The organism is Saprospiraceae bacterium, assembly GCA_016714025.1.
In the GTDB taxonomy this organism is placed as follows: Bacteria; Bacteroidota; Bacteroidia; order Chitinophagales; family Saprospiraceae; genus Vicinibacter.
This window is the reverse complement of record JADJOB010000002.1, coordinates 1,159,235-1,174,934: the sequence shown is the minus strand read 5'-3', so window position 1 is coordinate 1,174,934 and position 15,700 is coordinate 1,159,235. Positions and strand designations below refer to the sequence as shown.

Genomic DNA, 15,700 nt, shown 5'->3' with positions numbered 1-15,700 from the left:
CAGATGCGTCAGTTTTACAACTAATAGAATACTTAGTTTAACTTGGCTCTGAAAAATTTTCGCCGCACGCTGCATTTCGAACGTCCTGAATCTAATTATTCACACTTATTAGTTACAGGATAGAAATATTAAATGATTTTAATCTCTTAACATTGTAGAATTGCAGAATTCCAGAATTTTTGACTGCTGAATACTGACTGCTGAGTACTGATTTTGGGGCTGTTGGGCTGTTAGGCTGTTGGGCTGTTGGGCTGTTGGGCTGTTGGGCTTAAAAGCTTTTCAGCTGAATTTTTGACTATAGACTATAGACTTATAAATTATATTTCAAAATACAATAAATGGCCCTAAAACCGTCCTTCCAGTTAATTTTTTTCCCTTCAAGGTAGGTGCGACCATAATATGAAATGCCAACTTCATAGATTCGAAGTCCTTTGATTCGTGCTATTTTAGCGGTAACCTCTGGTTCAAAACCAAATCGTTTTTCTTTGAGTGCAAGTCCTTTCAAAATGTCTGCTTTGAATAACTTATAGCAGGTTTCCATATCGGTCAAATTGAGATTGGTAAAGACATTTGAAATAAAGGTTAAAAATTTATTGCCAATCGAATGCCAAAAGAATAAAATCCGGTGCGGATGTCCGCTTGTAAATCTTGATCCATACACCACATCTGCATGTCCTTCCAAAATGGGTTTAAGCAAGTCGTTGTATTCCCTGGGATCATATTCCAAATCAGCATCCTGAATGATGATGTAATCTCCTGTTGCTTGTTGAATGCCGGTATGCAATGCAGCTCCTTTGCCTTTATTAATTTCATGAGCAACGTATTTTAAATTTTGCGTTGGATTGCTTTCCATATAAAATTTAAGAGCCGTTTCTGTATGATCAGTCGAACAATCGTTTACTAAAATAATCTCTTTTTGAATGTTATTGCTCAATTTGACTTCTGCAATTGCATGCAAAATCAAATGAATCGTCCGCTCTTCATTATAAACAGGAATAACTATAGATAAAGTTTGCACTTAGGTTTTTTTTTATTAAAGATTGTTTTTCTATTTGAAATGCAATCTGATCAGTAATCAAAAATTGTGTCGTCTGTTTTTGAAGAACTCATTGGCATGCAATTGGTAACTATTTAAAATTCTAAGTGATTTAATCCAAATAAAAAACCCTTCGTGCGCATGAAGGGTTTTTTATTTAAATTACATTTTAATCATCGTTTAATTGAAACTTCGTAATTGTCCAAATTATCGTTTGCAGTAAACGTTAAATTGTCGATTGAGACAGCAAAATATGCTGTACCATTTTTAACAACAAAAAAATCTCCTTTGGCCAGGACTTTGGTATCAATGGATCCCACATCATTTGATCCATTATCAAATAAGTAAATAATATCCTCTTGATAGGTAATTTCTGCAAAGCTCAATCCGGCAGCTGGATTTTTAACAATCGATCCATTTCGAGGCGTGAATTTTTTAACCCATAAAAAATTAGATTGCGGATCAACCACTCCATAATCTCTGACATGGGCATTGGGATCGTTTCCTGAAACCACTTTGGCATTAAACAAATCCAAACCTCCTTGTCTTGGTCCGGAAAAATTATATACAATTAATCCGCTGGCTTTTACTGAAGCCGGAATGGCAGTAAATATGACTGAAATGGATTTAACAGTTAAACTGTCTTTATCATCTGCAATGGTAAATTCATAGGTAACGGTATCCGGTTCTGTGGATGTATTAAACTCATAGGTATTGCTAATTCCATCTTTGTCGGCACCTATCAATAAAGCAGGATTTGCAGGTGCATCCACACCATTTACTTTAAATGCCAATGGAGCCAGTTGAATGCCGTCAACCTTTACCTGAATGTATTTTAATTGCTGACTTCCTTTCTCTGCCGAAAGGCTCATTTTTATCGGTGTGTAGATTGGAACTGAAACATCCCCACTGATCAATCCGGTTCCGCTTGTAAAATTAATACCCGGATTCACATGGATTGGATCATCCTCTTTACAAGAACTTATTGTGAATACAGCCGCCACTGCAAGCAAGCATATCTTATTAGAAAATTGTCTCATAATTTTGGTTTTTTATTGTGAATGAATTTAATTGAGTTCTACGCAAATTACGGTAAAATGTTTTACTAATTTTTAAAAGTATGGATTAATTTTTTTATCAAAATAACCTTGGTTGAAATTTAAATAAAATACCCTGTTCTAAAAAAACAGCAATAAATTTAATTAACCGCGGACTATTTTTATTGCAATTGTTCAATTCAGGATTGATTCTCCGGAATCCATTTAGGACCTCAGCTCCCTTCTCAACACCTTCCCAATATTGGTCTTTGGCAATGTATCTCGAAATTCAATGGCTTTTGGAAGTTTATAATTTGTAAAATTTTCACGGCAATACTGTTCAACTTCTTCTTCGTCGAGGCTTTTGTCACGTTTTACGATAAAGACTTTTACCACTTCTCCTGATTTATCATCCGGTATTCCAATGGCCGCTACTTCCAGAATTTTTGGATGCCGGGATAAGACTTCTTCAATTTCAGCCGGAAATACATTGAATCCTGAAACAATGATCATGTCTTTTTTACGATCTACAATCCTGAAATAACCGTCTGAATCCATGGATCCAATGTCACCGGTACACAACCAACCATCCACAATGGTTTTTGCAGTTTCATCCGGACGATCCAGGTAGCCCAACATCACCTGGGGACCACGGACCTGGATTTCACCAATTTCTCCAAAACCGCAAACACGACCGGATTCATCAACAATCCTGACATCTGTGGAAGGAACAGGCAATCCAATAGAACCCGGTTTGCCATTGCCATCAATTGGATTCAGGCTAACTACCGGGGAAGCCTCGGTCATTCCGTAGCCTTCACTCAGACCACATCCGGTTAGGGATTTCCAGCGTTCAGCTACCGAAGATTGAAGTGCCATGCCACCGGCTACCGTCACTTTCAGCGAACTAAAATTGATTTTGCTGAAATCCGGATGATTCATTAAAGCATTGTACAGCGTATTGACCCCGGTCATTAAGCTGATTGGGTGTTGTCTAAACGCCTTGATGATTGAACCGAGATCCCGGGCATTGAGGATCAAAACGGTATTAGCCCCAATGGTCATCATGGCCATCAAATTGACCGCAAAGGCAAAAATATGGTACATGGGGAGTGGGGATAAGGTGGTTTCCTTTCCTTCTTTCAAGTAATAGCATATCACTGCCCGGATTTGCTCGATATTGGACAATAAATTGTGATGAGTCAACATAGCCCCTTTACTTACTCCGGTAGTTCCTCCTGTATATTGTAAAATGGCGATGTCATCCGGTTTTACACTAAATGCTTTAATGGTTTGCCGGGCCCCCTGTCGAAGCGCAGTGCTAAAATTCACCGTATTATTCAATTTAAAACGCGGGACCATTCGCTTGATGTATTTAACCGTAAAATCTATAATGCTCCCTTTAAGTCCTTTCATCAATTCGCCGATGGTCGTGGTGATAATGATCTCGATTTGGGTTTTGGCCAAGATCTTTTCCAAATTGGAAGCAAAATTTTCAACAATGACAATGGCTTTTACTTTCGAATTGACAAATACGAATTCCATTTCCCGGGGCGTGTACAAGGGATTGGTATTTACGATGACCAAACCGGCTCGAATGGCCCCTAAAATGGCAATCGGGTATTGAAATAAATTAGGCATCATCAATGCGATCCGGTCGCCAGGTTTCAGTCCGCGATAATGCAAATACGCCGCAAACGCATTGGATTTATCATCCAGTTCCTTATAGGTCATAGACTGCCCCATAATGGTAAAAGCCTTTAAAGGGGCAAATTTGCTCAGGCATTCAGCGGCAAATTCACGTAAGGAGGGGTATAAATCCGTTTTCACATTGGCCGGAATACCTGCGGGATAATTTTTAAGCCAGGGCCTTAGATCGGACATGCTATTAATATTTTTTGTGAAAGTAATAGAAACTGATGAAAATTAGCTTACCCGGTTGAAATCATGTAATTGAGTATAAATTATCAGCTAAATCATGCTGATTTTCAAAAAAACAATAGAGCCATTCCTCAAAAAAGTATTAATTTCGCCCCGCTAAAAAATTATTTCTTAACCTTTTAAAAATTCCAAAATGTTGGACGAAACAAATTTAATTCCTGACAATGACCCCGAAATCAAGGACGACGAGCTCCTTCAAGCCCCTAAAAAAGAAGAAGCAGTAGTCAATTTGTTAGAGGAAGTTATTGATCTGGAAACCCTCGTTGAAACCGATGATTTTTCCGGTGCGCACGACGAGTTCGACTGGTCTATCAGTAACAAAAATACCCTGAACTACTCTCCGGAAGATCAGGAAAAATACATTAAAGACTACGATAAAACCTTCCGAACCATTATCGACGGACAGGTACTCCAAGCCCGTGTTGCGGGAACCACTGGAAACAGCGTAATTCTTGATATTGACTATAAATCAGACGGACTGGTTGCGAAAACCGAATTCCGTGATCTGGATCCAAAAACAGGGGATCATATTGAAATTTATGTAGAAAAAACAGAAGACGAAAAAGGACACCTGGTCCTCAGTCGTAAAAAAGCAAAATTGCTTCGCGCCTGGGAAAATCTGGTGGACTCTTACAAAAACGGAACCATCATCAAAGGTTCTGTAATCAGTAAAACCAAAGGCGGTTTGATTGTTGATTGCAATGGCCTCGAAACCTTCCTTCCCGGATCGCAAATTGACATTAAACCCATTACAGACTACGATGCGTATGTCGGTAAAGTCATGGAGTTTAAAGTGGTTAAAATCAATGAAACCATTAAAAATGCCGTGGTTTCTCACAAAGCCCTTATTGAAGGGGATCTTCAGGAACAACGCGAGCAAATCATCTCCGGTCTTGAAAAAGGCCAGGTATTGGAAGGAACCGTTAAAAACATCACCGATTTTGGAGCATTCCTGGATTTGGGTGGTGTCGATGGCTTATTATACATTACCGATATTTCCTGGGGTCGTATCAACCATCCAAATGAAGTTCTGGAAAAAAATCAGAAAATCAACGTGGTGGTATTGGACTTCGATGAGAATAAAAAACGAATCTCTCTGGGTCTGAAACAATTGCAACCGCACCCATGGGAAGTGATGCCTGCAGATATCGTTGAAGGTTCTACTGTAAAAGGTAAAATCGTGAATATCGAAGATTACGGCGCATTCCTTGAAATTCAACCAGGTGTTGAAGGCTTAATCCACGTTTCTGAAGTAAACTGGAACAGCCAACCGGTTCATGCTAAAGATTTCTTCTTTTTAGGCCAGGAGTTTGAAGCTAAAGTTGTGACCTTAGATCGCGAAGAGCGCAAAATGTCGCTGAGTTTAAAACAATTGACTGAAGATCCATGGGCTACTATCCAACAAAGATTTCCAGCAGGCTCACGTCACTCAGGTGTTGTTAAAAACCTGACACCTTATGGCGTTTTCGTGGAAATGTCGGAAGGAATTGGTGGAATGGTCCATATTTCAGATTTATCCTGGACGAAACGTTTTAACCATCCATCAGAATACACCCGGGTTGGAAATAATCTGGATGTCATGATCATGGAAATTGATGCTGAAAATCGCAAATTGTCTTTGGGCCATAAGCAATTGGAAGAAAATCCATGGGATACGTTTGAAAATGTATTTCCAGTTGGATCATACCACGAAGCTACCGTACTTAAAAAAGACGATCGGGGATATACCGTTCAATTACCCTATGGTTTGGAAGCTTATGCTCCAGCCAAACACATGAAGAAAGAAAACAATCAACAGGCAAACGTAGAAGAAATTCTTACTGTAAAAGTGATTGAATTTAACCGCGACGATAAGAAAATCATGGTTTCACATGCTAAATATCTTGAAGATGTTAAGAAAGAAGCCGATGACAATGTGAAGAAAGAGAAAGACGTAGAAACCGTAAAAGTTAAAAAGGCGGTTGAAAAGCAACAATCAAAAATTGAAGCTACTACTCTTGGTGAAATTGAAGGCTTTAGTGCATTGAAAGAACAGTTTCAGGAAAATGCAAAAGCTAAATTAGCTGCAGCAAGTCCGCTGGCAAATAATGTTGAGCAAAAAGCTGAGCCTGTAACTGAGCCTGTTGCTGAAACTGCTGCGGAAGCAGTGGTCGAAACACCAGCTCCTGTTGCTGAAACAGAAGCTCCTGCTGCAGAAGTTTCTGAAGAGATCAAGAAACCTGCAAAAGCTTCTAAAGGAGATGATTTAAAGATCATTGAAGGCATTGGACCAAAAATTGCTGAATTATTGATAGCAGATGGCATCAGTAATTTCAGAGAATTGGCAGATGCTCCGGTTGATCGGATTAAGGAGATCCTTGAAAAAGCAGGTGCGCGTTACAAAATGCACGATCCAACCAGCTGGCCGCAACAAGCCGGACTGGCAGCAGATGGAAAAATGGATGAATTGAAAGTCCTCCAGGACCAACTGAAAGCTGGAAAAGCAGAATAGGATTCATTCGAAATATTAATAAAAAGCCTCTGATTAAACCCAGAGGCTTTTTTGTTTAACATTATTTATTAGAACTTTAAACAAAATGCCAAAAGTTATGGTTTACCAATAGTTATGCCTGAAACGAAGAAAATTGCCGTAATTGGTGCCGGTATATCCGGAATGGCAGCTGCTATTCAATTGGCCGCTAAGGGCATGCAGGTAAGCGTTTATGAAAAGAATGCTTCTTTTGGAGGAAGAGGTCAGGCATTTCAGAAAGAGGGTTTCTTTTTTGATATGGGACCCAGCTGGTATTGGATGCCCGATGTGTTTGAAGATTTTTTTAATGAGTTTGGGAAAAGCTGTGCCGATTACTTTCAGTTGGTTCGCCTGGATCCTTCGTATCAAATCTTATTTAAAAACGAAACAGTCGTTGTTCCTGCACAGGTAGAAGAAACCTATGCCTTGTTTGAATCCATTGAACCCGGAAGCTCCATTTTCTTACGAAAATTCTTAGAACAGGCCCGAATTAAATATGAAACCGGTATGAAGGATTTTGTAAGAAAACCATCCTTACACTGGCACGAATTTTTTGAATTGCGCTTGTTGAAAGCAGCATTTCAAATTGAATTATTTAAATCATTTGAAAAAAGTATTTTTAAAAATATCAAGGATTACCGATTACGGCAGCTTTTGTGTTTTCCTGTGTTGTTTTTAGGCGCTAAGCCTTCTGATACACCAGCTTTGTACAGTTTAATGAATTATGCAGATTTGGTATTAGGAACCTGGTATCCTATGGGGGGTATGCATAAATTATTTGAAGCTTTGTATCAATTAGCTTTGGAGAAAGGGGTACAGTTTCACTTTAATACTCCCATCGAAAAAATAAATATCGAAGGAGGAAGAACGGTTGGTTTTCAAATTCAAAATCAATCAATATCCTGTGATGCCATTTTATCTGCTGCAGATTATCATCATACTGAATCTGCATTGATTGATCCGGCCTACCGCCAATATACCGATGCCTATTGGGAAACCAGAAAAATGTCTCCTTCCGCTTTAATATTTTATTTGGGTGTATCAAAAAAACTGGATCAACTCTTACATCATAATTTATTTTTTAAATCAGATTTTAATCAACACGCAGCAAACATTTACGATCATCCAGCCTGGCCGGAGGATCCCTTGTTTTATGTTTGTGTTCCAAGTAAAACAGATGATGGCGTCGCTCCCACCGGGATGGAAAATCTATTCATTTTAATTCCATTAGCAGCCGGGCTTCAGGATTCCAAAACCGAACAAGATGCCTTGTTTTCATTTGCAATCGATCATCTCGAAAAACACACCGGACAATCTATCAGGGATCATATAGTTGTAAATGAACGAATGTCCGTATCCGATTTTTATAATGCTTACAATAGTTTCAAAGGAAATGCTTACGGATTATCCAATACCCTGTTGCAAACCGCTGTTTTAAAACCACGCATTCGTTCGAAAAAAGTTAAAGGACTCTATTATGCCGGACAACTGAGTCATCCGGGTCCTGGTTTACCTCCCTGTTTAATTTCAGGTCAGATAAGTGCCTTACAATTACTAAAAGATCTTAAATTATGAGTTCAATTCAAATGTATCAGGATTTTAGTCGTCACTGCAGTAAAGAGATAACACATCGATACAGCAGTTCCTTTTCTTTGGGCATCCGGATGTTTGCTAAGCCCTATCGAAGTCCGATATGTGCTATTTATGGATTTGTAAGATTGGCTGACGAAATTGTTGATACCTTTTTTAAAACGGATCAGGATTTTTTATTGAAACAATTTCGGGAAGAAACTAAAAATGCCATTCAACATCAAATTAGTTTAAATCCAATTTTACAAAGCTTTCAGGAAATTGTAAATAAGTACCAAATTCCAATGCATTTAATCGATGCTTTTTTAGACAGCATGGAAATGGATTTGCATAAAAAAACTTTTTCCAGAGCGGAATTAAAAACCTATGTCTATGGATCAGCGGAAGTGGTTGGATTGATGTGTTTATGCATATTTGTAAATGGCAACACGGAACACTATGAAAAACTTAAAACCTATGCAAGCAGCTTAGGTTCTGCATTTCAAAAAATAAATTTCTTAAGAGATATCAAATCGGATTTTGAAGAGCGGGGACGCGTTTATTTCCCGGATTTAAAATTACCAAATTTTAGTGATTCTGACAAACGGGCGATTGAACAAGAAATTGAAGATGAATTTAAAGAAGGTTTAAAAGGCATTCGTCTTTTACCTACTCCGGTCAGGCTTGGTGTGTATTTAGCCTACACTTATTATTGGCGATTGTTTTTAAAAATTCAACACGCAAAACCGGAACAATTACTTAATAAAAGATTTCGAATTCCGAATTTTCAGAAACTGATGCTGTTGAGTACATCCTTTGTAAAGGTTCGATTGAATTTAAATTTCTAGCCGGGACCGAAAATTGATATCCATCTGTTGGGAATAAAGAATTTTGGATTCTTTTTAGATCTCATTAATTTCAGTTCTCAAACTTAATTACTTTTACAGGATGGATTCCAAACGTATTGAAGAAATTTGTTGTAAAGCTGTGGGTATCGTCAAAGATGCTGCTTTATTTATTAAAGCGGAATTAGGCCAGGTACAAGATGACCAAATCCATGAAAAAGAAAAACACAGTTTAGTATCCTACGTCGATATTGAAACAGAAAAAAAGCTGGTTACACAACTTCGATTGCTGCTTCCAGAAGCTGATTACATCACGGAAGAAAACACAACAGATTCCTTGCCACCCGGAGAATTAAAATGGATCATTGATCCATTGGATGGGACTACCAATTTTTTAAAAGGAATTCCAATTTTTTCGATCAGCCTCGCTTTAGTCAAAGGAGACGAAATTCTAATTGGCATTGTCCATGATATTATGCAAGATGCATGTTTCTACAGTTGGTTGAATGGCGGAGCGTATTGCAATGGAAAAAAAATTCAAGTAAGTGATGTTAAGCAATTAGAAGAAGCGGTCATTGCCACCGGTTTTCCATACCAACGAAAATGGATGGACAATCTCGCTCAAATTCTCATTACCATATTAAATAAATCAAGAGGCGTGCGGCGTTTGGGATCTGCTGCCATTGATCTGGCTTACACAGCTTGTGGCCGGTTTGATGGGTATTACGAAACCCGGTTAAATTCCTGGGATATGGCTGCCGGTATCTTATTAATTCGGGAAGCTGGTGGTAAGGTTACTAATTTTGAAGACCATCCGGAAGGCATTTTAAAATCACACCATATTTTAGCCAGCAATGGCAAAATTCACGAAGAATTAGCTGTTTTAACTAAAAATGCAATTCTCGGACAATAAAGCGATTTGGTCGAGCGCTATGTATCGGTGATCGAAATCCTGGTAAGTCCAGGCCATGTCTTGTATCTTTGATTAGCGGATGAATTACTTCGAAATTTTTTTACTAGCCTGGTCCAATGTTCGCGCCAATTTATTGCGTTCTATTTTGACCCTGGTGATTATTGCACTTGGTATCATGGCTCTGGTGGGTATACTTACTTCCATCGACAGTATGATATACAGCATGAGCAGTAATTTTTCGTCACTGGGTGCCAATAGTTTTAATATTTCAAGAAAATCCACTGAGTTTCGCAGGCATGGTCGAAACAATAATTACAAAGAATCTCCACCATTTACATATCAGCAAGTCACCGATTTTAAAGATCGGTTTTCAGATCGCGCGACGGTGACCATTTCATTTAATGGAAGTTCGAACGCTGTTGCACAATATCTCGATAAAAAAACAAATCCAACAACGCGAATTAAAGGGATAGATGAAAATTTCTTTAAGGTCAATGGATATGAAATTGAAAGCGGCAGAAATTTTTCCAGTCATGAATTGGAAGATGGAAATCCCAAAGCAATTATAGGAGCAGAACTGGTTAAACGCCTGTTTGAAGAAGTCCCAGAAAAGGCGATTAATAAAACCATTTTGATCAACGGACAACATTTTCAAATCGTAGGTGTACTAAAATCAAAAGGTGCCAGTATGAATGAAGGTGCAGACCGGAGAATTTTTATTCCATTGCTCCGTGCAAAAATGAATTATGCCAATGCCTTTTCAAATTACAACATGGATGTGGCTGTTTCCAATCAGTTGGATATGGATAATATCATTTCGCAGGCCATTGGAATTCTGCGTGTCATTCGAGAATTAAAAGCATACCAGGACAATAATTTTGAAATCATCAAAAGCGATGGCATCGTTGAGTTTTTAAAAGACAATACGGTCAAACTTCGCGGTGCTGCCATTGCCATTGGATTGATGACCTTACTAGGTGCTGCTATAGGACTTATGAACATTATGTTGGTTTCCGTAACAGAGCGCACCCGTGAAATTGGTATTGCAAAAGCACTGGGTGCAACCCGTCAAAATATTATTTATCAGTTTTTAACCGAAGCCATCATTATTTGCCAATTGGGTGGTATTCTGGGAATCTTACTTGGAATTCCGGTAGGCAATATTGTATCCATCATAATTGGGGGCGACTTTTTAATCCCCTGGGCCTGGATTATTTTAGGTTTAGTAGTTTGTATGATTGTTGGCATCTTATCCGGAATTTATCCTGCATTAAAAGCAGCCGGATTGGATCCGGTAGAAGCGCTTAGATACGAGTAAATAATGCTACAATTCTGCGATGTTGCAATTCTGCAATGTTGCAATTTCATAAAGTTTTAATGTTAGCTTGTTACCATGCTTTTAGGATGGAATACCATCCTGATGAAATGCTATAAGTTTAATTTAGATGTCCAGACGAACCGAAAATGGTGCATTAAGGTGTCATGTCAATTTTTTATCGCCACGAATGCACGAATGGAGAACGAATTGAGGAAGGAAGATATGCCACGAATGCACGAATGGAATACGAATTGAAGAAGCGAGATGCTAAGTATAAAATTTATTAATTCGTCCTTAATTCGTGCATTCGTGGCGTTTCCTCTTAATTCGTCCTTAATTCGTGCATTCGTGGCGTTTCCTCTTAATCCGTCCTTAATTCGTGCATTCGTGGCGTTTCCTCTTAATTCGTCCTTAATTCGTGCATTCGTGGCGTTTCCTCTTAATTCGTCTTTAATTTGGTATTAAATTCGAAATTTCAATAGTATTTAATAGTAGATCTAATTAACAGAACAACAGGAAAACAAGCTAAATTTATTGTTTCCAAAAAGCATTTAATCGTTGTTGTACATTCTCACGAACATTCATGTAAAAAATATTGAAATCTCCTCTGTGAAAATTTGAAAACGGATACAAAAAACTTCCTTTAAATTTTGGTTTATCAACCCATAATATCGTTTTGTAAATTTCTGCTCCAGACAATCCTGGGACTGGTGCTGCTTGAATATTGTCAATGACGGAGCCTTTGTTTTTTGATTTATCAGAGTAAACGCCTCTTTGTGTAGTCCAATCCAGTGGATTGGTTATGACGATGGATTCTTTTTCAGTTTCAAGAAATTTGGGTTCGTGTCCAATTTTATACGATCTCCAACTGCAAATACATCCTGTTTCATTCGAGTCTTCGCAGGGCTTTAAAAATTTATACAAGTCGGTCGGAATTGGAAATCCTAGTGCATAACAAACAACTAATTTTCTTCTGAGAATATTATTGTCAAAATAATCTTTCATCAAATGAATCAGATGTCTGGCTCCCTGGCTGTGTCCAGCAAGTATGATCGGCCTTCCGTTATTGTAATGTTCCAGATAATATTCAAACGCTTGTTTTATATCGTTATAAGCTAAATCCAATGCTTTTTTTGAAGAGCTTGTGTCTTTGGAAAAAAAAGCATATAAATGTGCCTGACGGTATCGAGGGGCATATATTTTTCCAACATTGTTAAACAAACTGGCCTGATATAAAATACTTCCCAAATCGGTTTTATTATTAATTTTTTCGTCGTTCAAAGCAGCATTCCAGGTATTGTGCTTTTTACCGTCCAGGTAACTGGTAGGATGCAAAAAGAACACATCGGCCTGACTGAAGAGTTGGTCGTCCCTCAAACCTTCAGGTGTTGAATCAGCCGGATCGACTTTTTGAGGCAATGCCGCCCAGTTTTCCGGTTTGGAATAATCCGGAGCCGGTGGAATGGGTATTTGCTCAAATGCTTGCTTGGGCCGGAGACTGCCACAACCAATTATAAACAAAGCAAGGAAAAGGAGGTATTCAATTTTAATTTTCATATGCTACTGATAACTTAGTATATACGATCTGAATTAGCATATTGTTTTCAAAATTGCCAGATTCTCTGTGTTATTTTTGTGGACGATGCTTGATAAAATTGATTTATTAAATGGCCCTAAAGAAAAATTATTTGAAAATTTACTTCAGCAGGGTTGGGAAAAATACCGATTAAAACAATTGGATGAATGGCTTTGGAAACATGCGATCCGGGACATTGAAGCTATGAGCAATTTATCCAAAGTCCAAAGAAGCTATCTCAACGAGCATTATTTTATTCCTTCACTTACCGAAAGTAAAATTCAAACTAGTTTGGATGGAACCATCAAATTTCGTTTTAAATTATTTGACGGACCATTTATTGAATCGGTTTTAATCCCCGTTCCAGAAGAAAACCGATTTACAGTCTGTGTTTCATCACAAGCGGGATGTAGTTTATCCTGTGCGTTTTGTGCAACGGGTCAAATGGGTTTGCTGCGACAATTAAGCGCTTCAGAAATTTTTGACCAATATGTTTTAGTCAATAAAAAATGTTTGGAAATTTATGGGAAACCCCTTAGTAATATAGTCTACATGGGTATGGGTGAGCCGCTGCTCAATTATAAAAATGTAATACAGAGTATTGAAAGACTGACTTCTTCGAATGGGCCAATGTTGTCTGCCAAACGGATTACCTTATCTACAGCAGGTATTTCTAAGATGATTAAAAAACTGGCTGACGATGGCTTGAAAGTTAATCTAGCACTTTCTTTACATGCAGGAGATGATGTGAAACGAAATAAAATGATGGCCATCAATGAAACAAATAATCTGGCCAGTCTGATTGAATCCTTGAAATACTTTTATAAAAAAACCGGTAACCGAATCAGTTACGAATACATTGCTTTTGAAAATTTTAATGATCAGATTTCGGATGCTAAAAACCTGATACGATTGTGCAGTCAATTTCCTGTAAGAGTCAATATCATTGAATACAATACCGTGCCGGGAATGGATTTTATTAAATCTTCAGAAGACCAAATCAATCGATTTGCACAGGAAGTACGTAAACACGGCATCATGATTACCGTTAGAAGAAGCCGGGGAAAAGACATCGATGCGGCTTGCGGACAGTTGGCTAATCAGGAAGCATAATTTGTTAATATTTTACAAATAAACAATATTAAAACAACAAAATTGTAAAGTATGCTTTATATAATGTAAAGTTTAATTTACAATTATGAAAATCTTGTTGTTTTTCCCTCCCTGGACCCGTAAACTGGGTTGGTACCTCTTAATTCCTTCCTTTTTAGCCGGATTGTATTGCATTTTCACGGATTTTGAAGTTGATTTTTTAAAATTACCCATGTTTGCTGTGTATCAGGATCAATTTATGGGCCATAGCTCGTATTTCAGTTTGATTGAAGATAATCTCACCATGGAATTAATAGGGATATGCTATGTTTTAGGCTTGTTGTTTACCGGTTTTTCCAAATTGCAAATCGAAGATGAGTTTACCATTCAAATGCGTTACAATGCCTTAATGTGGTCTACTCTGATGAGTTGTTTTTTATTAGGATTCACTTTGTTGTTTTTTTATGGAACCGGATTTTTTATTTGCATGATTTTTAATATGATCTCTATTCCGACGATTTATGTACTGCGATTTAGTTATTTGATTCATCGCTCAAATTCAAGTGCCGAATGAAAAATCAACTGAAAGTATTTCGGGCCATAAAAAATATGACTCAGGATGAATTGGCCAAAGCGGTGTCTGTCAGCAGACAAACGATTTATGCAATAGAATCCTCAAAATATGTTCCATCCACCATATTGGCATTAAAGCTGGCAGCAATTTTTGAAACAGCGGTAGAAAATGTTTTTATCCTAGAACCGTCTGATTTTTCTAACAAAGAGTCATTTTAATTAGTAGCAAGGGTAAGTTCACGAACATCAAAGGTAGAGAGTTGCTCAAATTGCCGAATTCTCTCGTGAATTTGCTCTTGTTTTAAATTACGGAGGTTATTCAGACTAAAGTCTTCCACACAAAACGAAGCCATGGTCGACCCGTAGATGATGGCGGTTTTCATATTGACAAAACTGGTATTATCGGTCCGTGCCAAATACCCGATCATACCGCCTGCAAAACTGTCGCCTGCTCCTGTGGGATCGATCACGTCAGCGACCGGTAAACCAGGTGCAAAAAATATTTGTCCGTTGTGAAATAACAAAGCGCCGTGTTCCCCTTTTTTAATTACAAGGTATGCCGGACCCATTTGATGAATTTTGGCTGCAGCTCTTACCAGGCTATGTTCACCGGACAATTGGCGGGCTTCCTCATCATTAATGGTCAGGACATCGACCCGTGCGATTACTTTTAAAAGGGTTTCCAGGGAATTATTCATCCAAAAATTCATTGTATCCAGGACGATGAGTTTCGGTTTTTTAGTCAATTGATCCAATACTGCCATTTGGATGTCTGGGGTCAGATTTCCAAGCATAATGTAATCACTGGATTTATAAGATTCCGGAAGTTTCGGATCAAAATCTGCTAATACATTGAGATCTGTGGTTAAGGTATCCCGGCTGTTCATATCCTGATGGTATTTTCCAGCCCAAAAAAAAGACTTTTTGCCAGGCACCCGCACCAATCCATCCATATTGACCCCTCTTTTTTGAAGTGCCTGAATTTCTTCCTCCGGAAAATCATCCCCTATAATTGAACACAATTTAATGTCATGATACCAGTATGAAGCAGCCCAACTGATATAAGTACAAGCTCCGCCAATGACTTTAGGGGCATTACCAAAAGGGGTTTCGATGCTGTCGAATGCCATACTTCCAATCGTGAGAATGCTCATAATCAAGATTTTAAACAAAAATGAAAGCCCAACAGGTATTACCTCTTGGGCTTTTTTGCGCCTCCTCTTGGGCTCGAACCAAGGACCTGCGGATTAACAGTCCGACGCTCTAACCAACTGAGCTAAGGAGGCTTATT

Annotated in this window: 13 protein-coding genes and 1 tRNA gene; 8 read left to right on the top strand and 6 right to left on the bottom strand. The window is 38.3% G+C overall.

All coding sequences use genetic code 11. The features are described 5' to 3' along the window. Window positions 1-310 precede the first annotated feature (310 nt). From IPJ80_07925 to IPJ80_07915, 3 genes are all read right to left on the bottom strand, one after another. Window positions 311-1,018, bottom strand: coding sequence for a glycosyltransferase family 2 protein (locus tag IPJ80_07925; GenBank protein ID MBK7913415.1), 708 nt, complete (start codon window positions 1,016-1,018; stop codon window positions 311-313). A gap of 191 nt (window positions 1,019-1,209) precedes the next feature. Continuing rightward, window positions 1,210-2,076 (bottom strand): hypothetical protein, encoded by an 867-nt coding sequence (locus tag IPJ80_07920; GenBank protein ID MBK7913414.1) that lies wholly within the window; start codon window positions 2,074-2,076, stop codon window positions 1,210-1,212. Between the two features lie 222 nt (window positions 2,077-2,298). Beyond that, window positions 2,299-3,957: an AMP-binding protein gene (locus tag IPJ80_07915; protein ID MBK7913413.1), complete on the bottom strand. Its 1,659-nt coding sequence runs from the start codon at window positions 3,955-3,957 to the stop codon at window positions 2,299-2,301. A 190-nt stretch (window positions 3,958-4,147) separates the two neighbouring features. Here IPJ80_07915 and rpsA point away from each other — a divergent pair, with 190 nt between their 5' ends. The 5 genes from rpsA (at window position 4,148) to IPJ80_07890 (ending at window position 11,168) form a co-directional block, all read left to right on the top strand. Further along, window positions 4,148-6,505: a 30S ribosomal protein S1 gene (rpsA, locus tag IPJ80_07910; GenBank protein MBK7913412.1), complete on the top strand. Its 2,358-nt coding sequence runs from the start codon at window positions 4,148-4,150 to the stop codon at window positions 6,503-6,505. A gap of 114 nt (window positions 6,506-6,619) precedes the next feature. Further along, entirely contained in the window at window positions 6,620-8,098 is a 1,479-nt protein-coding gene (crtI, locus tag IPJ80_07905; protein MBK7913411.1) for a phytoene desaturase, read from the top strand. Beyond that, window positions 8,095-8,940 carry a phytoene/squalene synthase family protein gene (locus IPJ80_07900; GenBank protein ID MBK7913410.1) on the top strand — a complete coding sequence of 282 codons (846 nt, stop codon included), beginning with the start codon at window positions 8,095-8,097 and terminating at the stop codon, window positions 8,938-8,940. Before crtI ends, IPJ80_07900 begins: the two co-directional genes overlap by 4 nt. 100 nt (window positions 8,941-9,040) lie before the next feature. Beyond that, window positions 9,041-9,850: an inositol monophosphatase gene (locus IPJ80_07895; protein ID MBK7913409.1), complete on the top strand. Its 810-nt coding sequence runs from the start codon at window positions 9,041-9,043 to the stop codon at window positions 9,848-9,850. 79 nt (window positions 9,851-9,929) lie between these two features. Then, window positions 9,930-11,168: an ABC transporter permease gene (locus IPJ80_07890; GenBank protein ID MBK7913408.1), complete on the top strand. Its 1,239-nt coding sequence runs from the start codon at window positions 9,930-9,932 to the stop codon at window positions 11,166-11,168. A gap of 531 nt (window positions 11,169-11,699) precedes the next feature. Here the strand turns inward: IPJ80_07890 and IPJ80_07885 are convergent. Continuing rightward, the gene (locus tag IPJ80_07885) at window positions 11,700-12,725 is read right to left on the bottom strand and encodes a DUF3089 domain-containing protein (protein ID MBK7913407.1); all 1,026 of its coding nucleotides are present in this window, start codon (window positions 12,723-12,725) and stop codon (window positions 11,700-11,702) included. A gap of 85 nt (window positions 12,726-12,810) precedes the next feature. Here IPJ80_07885 and rlmN point away from each other — a divergent pair, with 85 nt between their 5' ends. The 3 genes from rlmN (at window position 12,811) to IPJ80_07870 (ending at window position 14,628) form a co-directional block, all read left to right on the top strand. After that, the gene (rlmN, locus tag IPJ80_07880; GenBank protein MBK7913406.1) at window positions 12,811-13,857 is read left to right on the top strand and encodes a 23S rRNA (adenine(2503)-C(2))-methyltransferase RlmN; all 1,047 of its coding nucleotides are present in this window, start codon (window positions 12,811-12,813) and stop codon (window positions 13,855-13,857) included. 85 nt (window positions 13,858-13,942) lie between these two features. Beyond that, entirely contained in the window at window positions 13,943-14,410 is a 468-nt protein-coding gene (locus tag IPJ80_07875) for a hypothetical protein (GenBank protein ID MBK7913405.1), read from the top strand. Further along, window positions 14,407-14,628 (top strand): helix-turn-helix transcriptional regulator, encoded by a 222-nt coding sequence (locus tag IPJ80_07870; GenBank protein ID MBK7913404.1) that lies wholly within the window; start codon window positions 14,407-14,409, stop codon window positions 14,626-14,628. Before IPJ80_07875 ends, IPJ80_07870 begins: the two co-directional genes overlap by 4 nt. Here the strand turns inward: IPJ80_07870 and IPJ80_07865 are convergent. Together IPJ80_07865 and IPJ80_07860 are read right to left on the bottom strand one after the other, a co-directional pair. Beyond that, a complete protein-coding gene (locus tag IPJ80_07865) occupies window positions 14,625-15,563 on the bottom strand; it encodes a bifunctional hydroxymethylpyrimidine kinase/phosphomethylpyrimidine kinase (protein MBK7913403.1) in 939 nt (312 codons plus the stop codon). The genes IPJ80_07870 and IPJ80_07865 overlap by 4 nt on opposite strands. A 58-nt stretch (window positions 15,564-15,621) precedes the next feature. Continuing rightward, window positions 15,622-15,695, bottom strand: a tRNA-Asn gene (locus IPJ80_07860). Between the last annotated feature and the right edge of the window lie 5 nt (window positions 15,696-15,700).

Bases quoted from the DNA above. Each gene is read 5' to 3' on its own strand.
- IPJ80_07920 (MBK7913414.1), bottom strand. From the start codon at position 2,076: ATGAGACAATTTTCTAATAAGATATGCTTGCTTGCAGTGGCGGCTGTA.
- IPJ80_07915 (MBK7913413.1), bottom strand. From the start codon at position 3,957: ATGTCCGATCTAAGGCCCTGGCTTAAAAATTATCCCGCAGGTATTCCG.
- rpsA (MBK7913412.1), top strand. From the start codon at position 4,148: ATGTTGGACGAAACAAATTTAATTCCTGACAATGACCCCGAAATCAAG.
- crtI (MBK7913411.1), top strand. From the start codon at position 6,620: ATGCCTGAAACGAAGAAAATTGCCGTAATTGGTGCCGGTATATCCGGA.
- IPJ80_07900 (MBK7913410.1), top strand. From the start codon at position 8,095: ATGAGTTCAATTCAAATGTATCAGGATTTTAGTCGTCACTGCAGTAAA.
- IPJ80_07895 (MBK7913409.1), top strand. From the start codon at position 9,041: ATGGATTCCAAACGTATTGAAGAAATTTGTTGTAAAGCTGTGGGTATC.
- IPJ80_07890 (MBK7913408.1), top strand. From the start codon at position 9,930: ATGAATTACTTCGAAATTTTTTTACTAGCCTGGTCCAATGTTCGCGCC.
- IPJ80_07885 (MBK7913407.1), bottom strand. From the start codon at position 12,725: ATGAAAATTAAAATTGAATACCTCCTTTTCCTTGCTTTGTTTATAATT.
- rlmN (MBK7913406.1), top strand. From the start codon at position 12,811: ATGCTTGATAAAATTGATTTATTAAATGGCCCTAAAGAAAAATTATTT.
- IPJ80_07875 (MBK7913405.1), top strand. From the start codon at position 13,943: ATGAAAATCTTGTTGTTTTTCCCTCCCTGGACCCGTAAACTGGGTTGG.
- IPJ80_07870 (MBK7913404.1), top strand. From the start codon at position 14,407: ATGAAAAATCAACTGAAAGTATTTCGGGCCATAAAAAATATGACTCAG.
- IPJ80_07865 (MBK7913403.1), bottom strand. From the start codon at position 15,563: ATGAGCATTCTCACGATTGGAAGTATGGCATTCGACAGCATCGAAACC.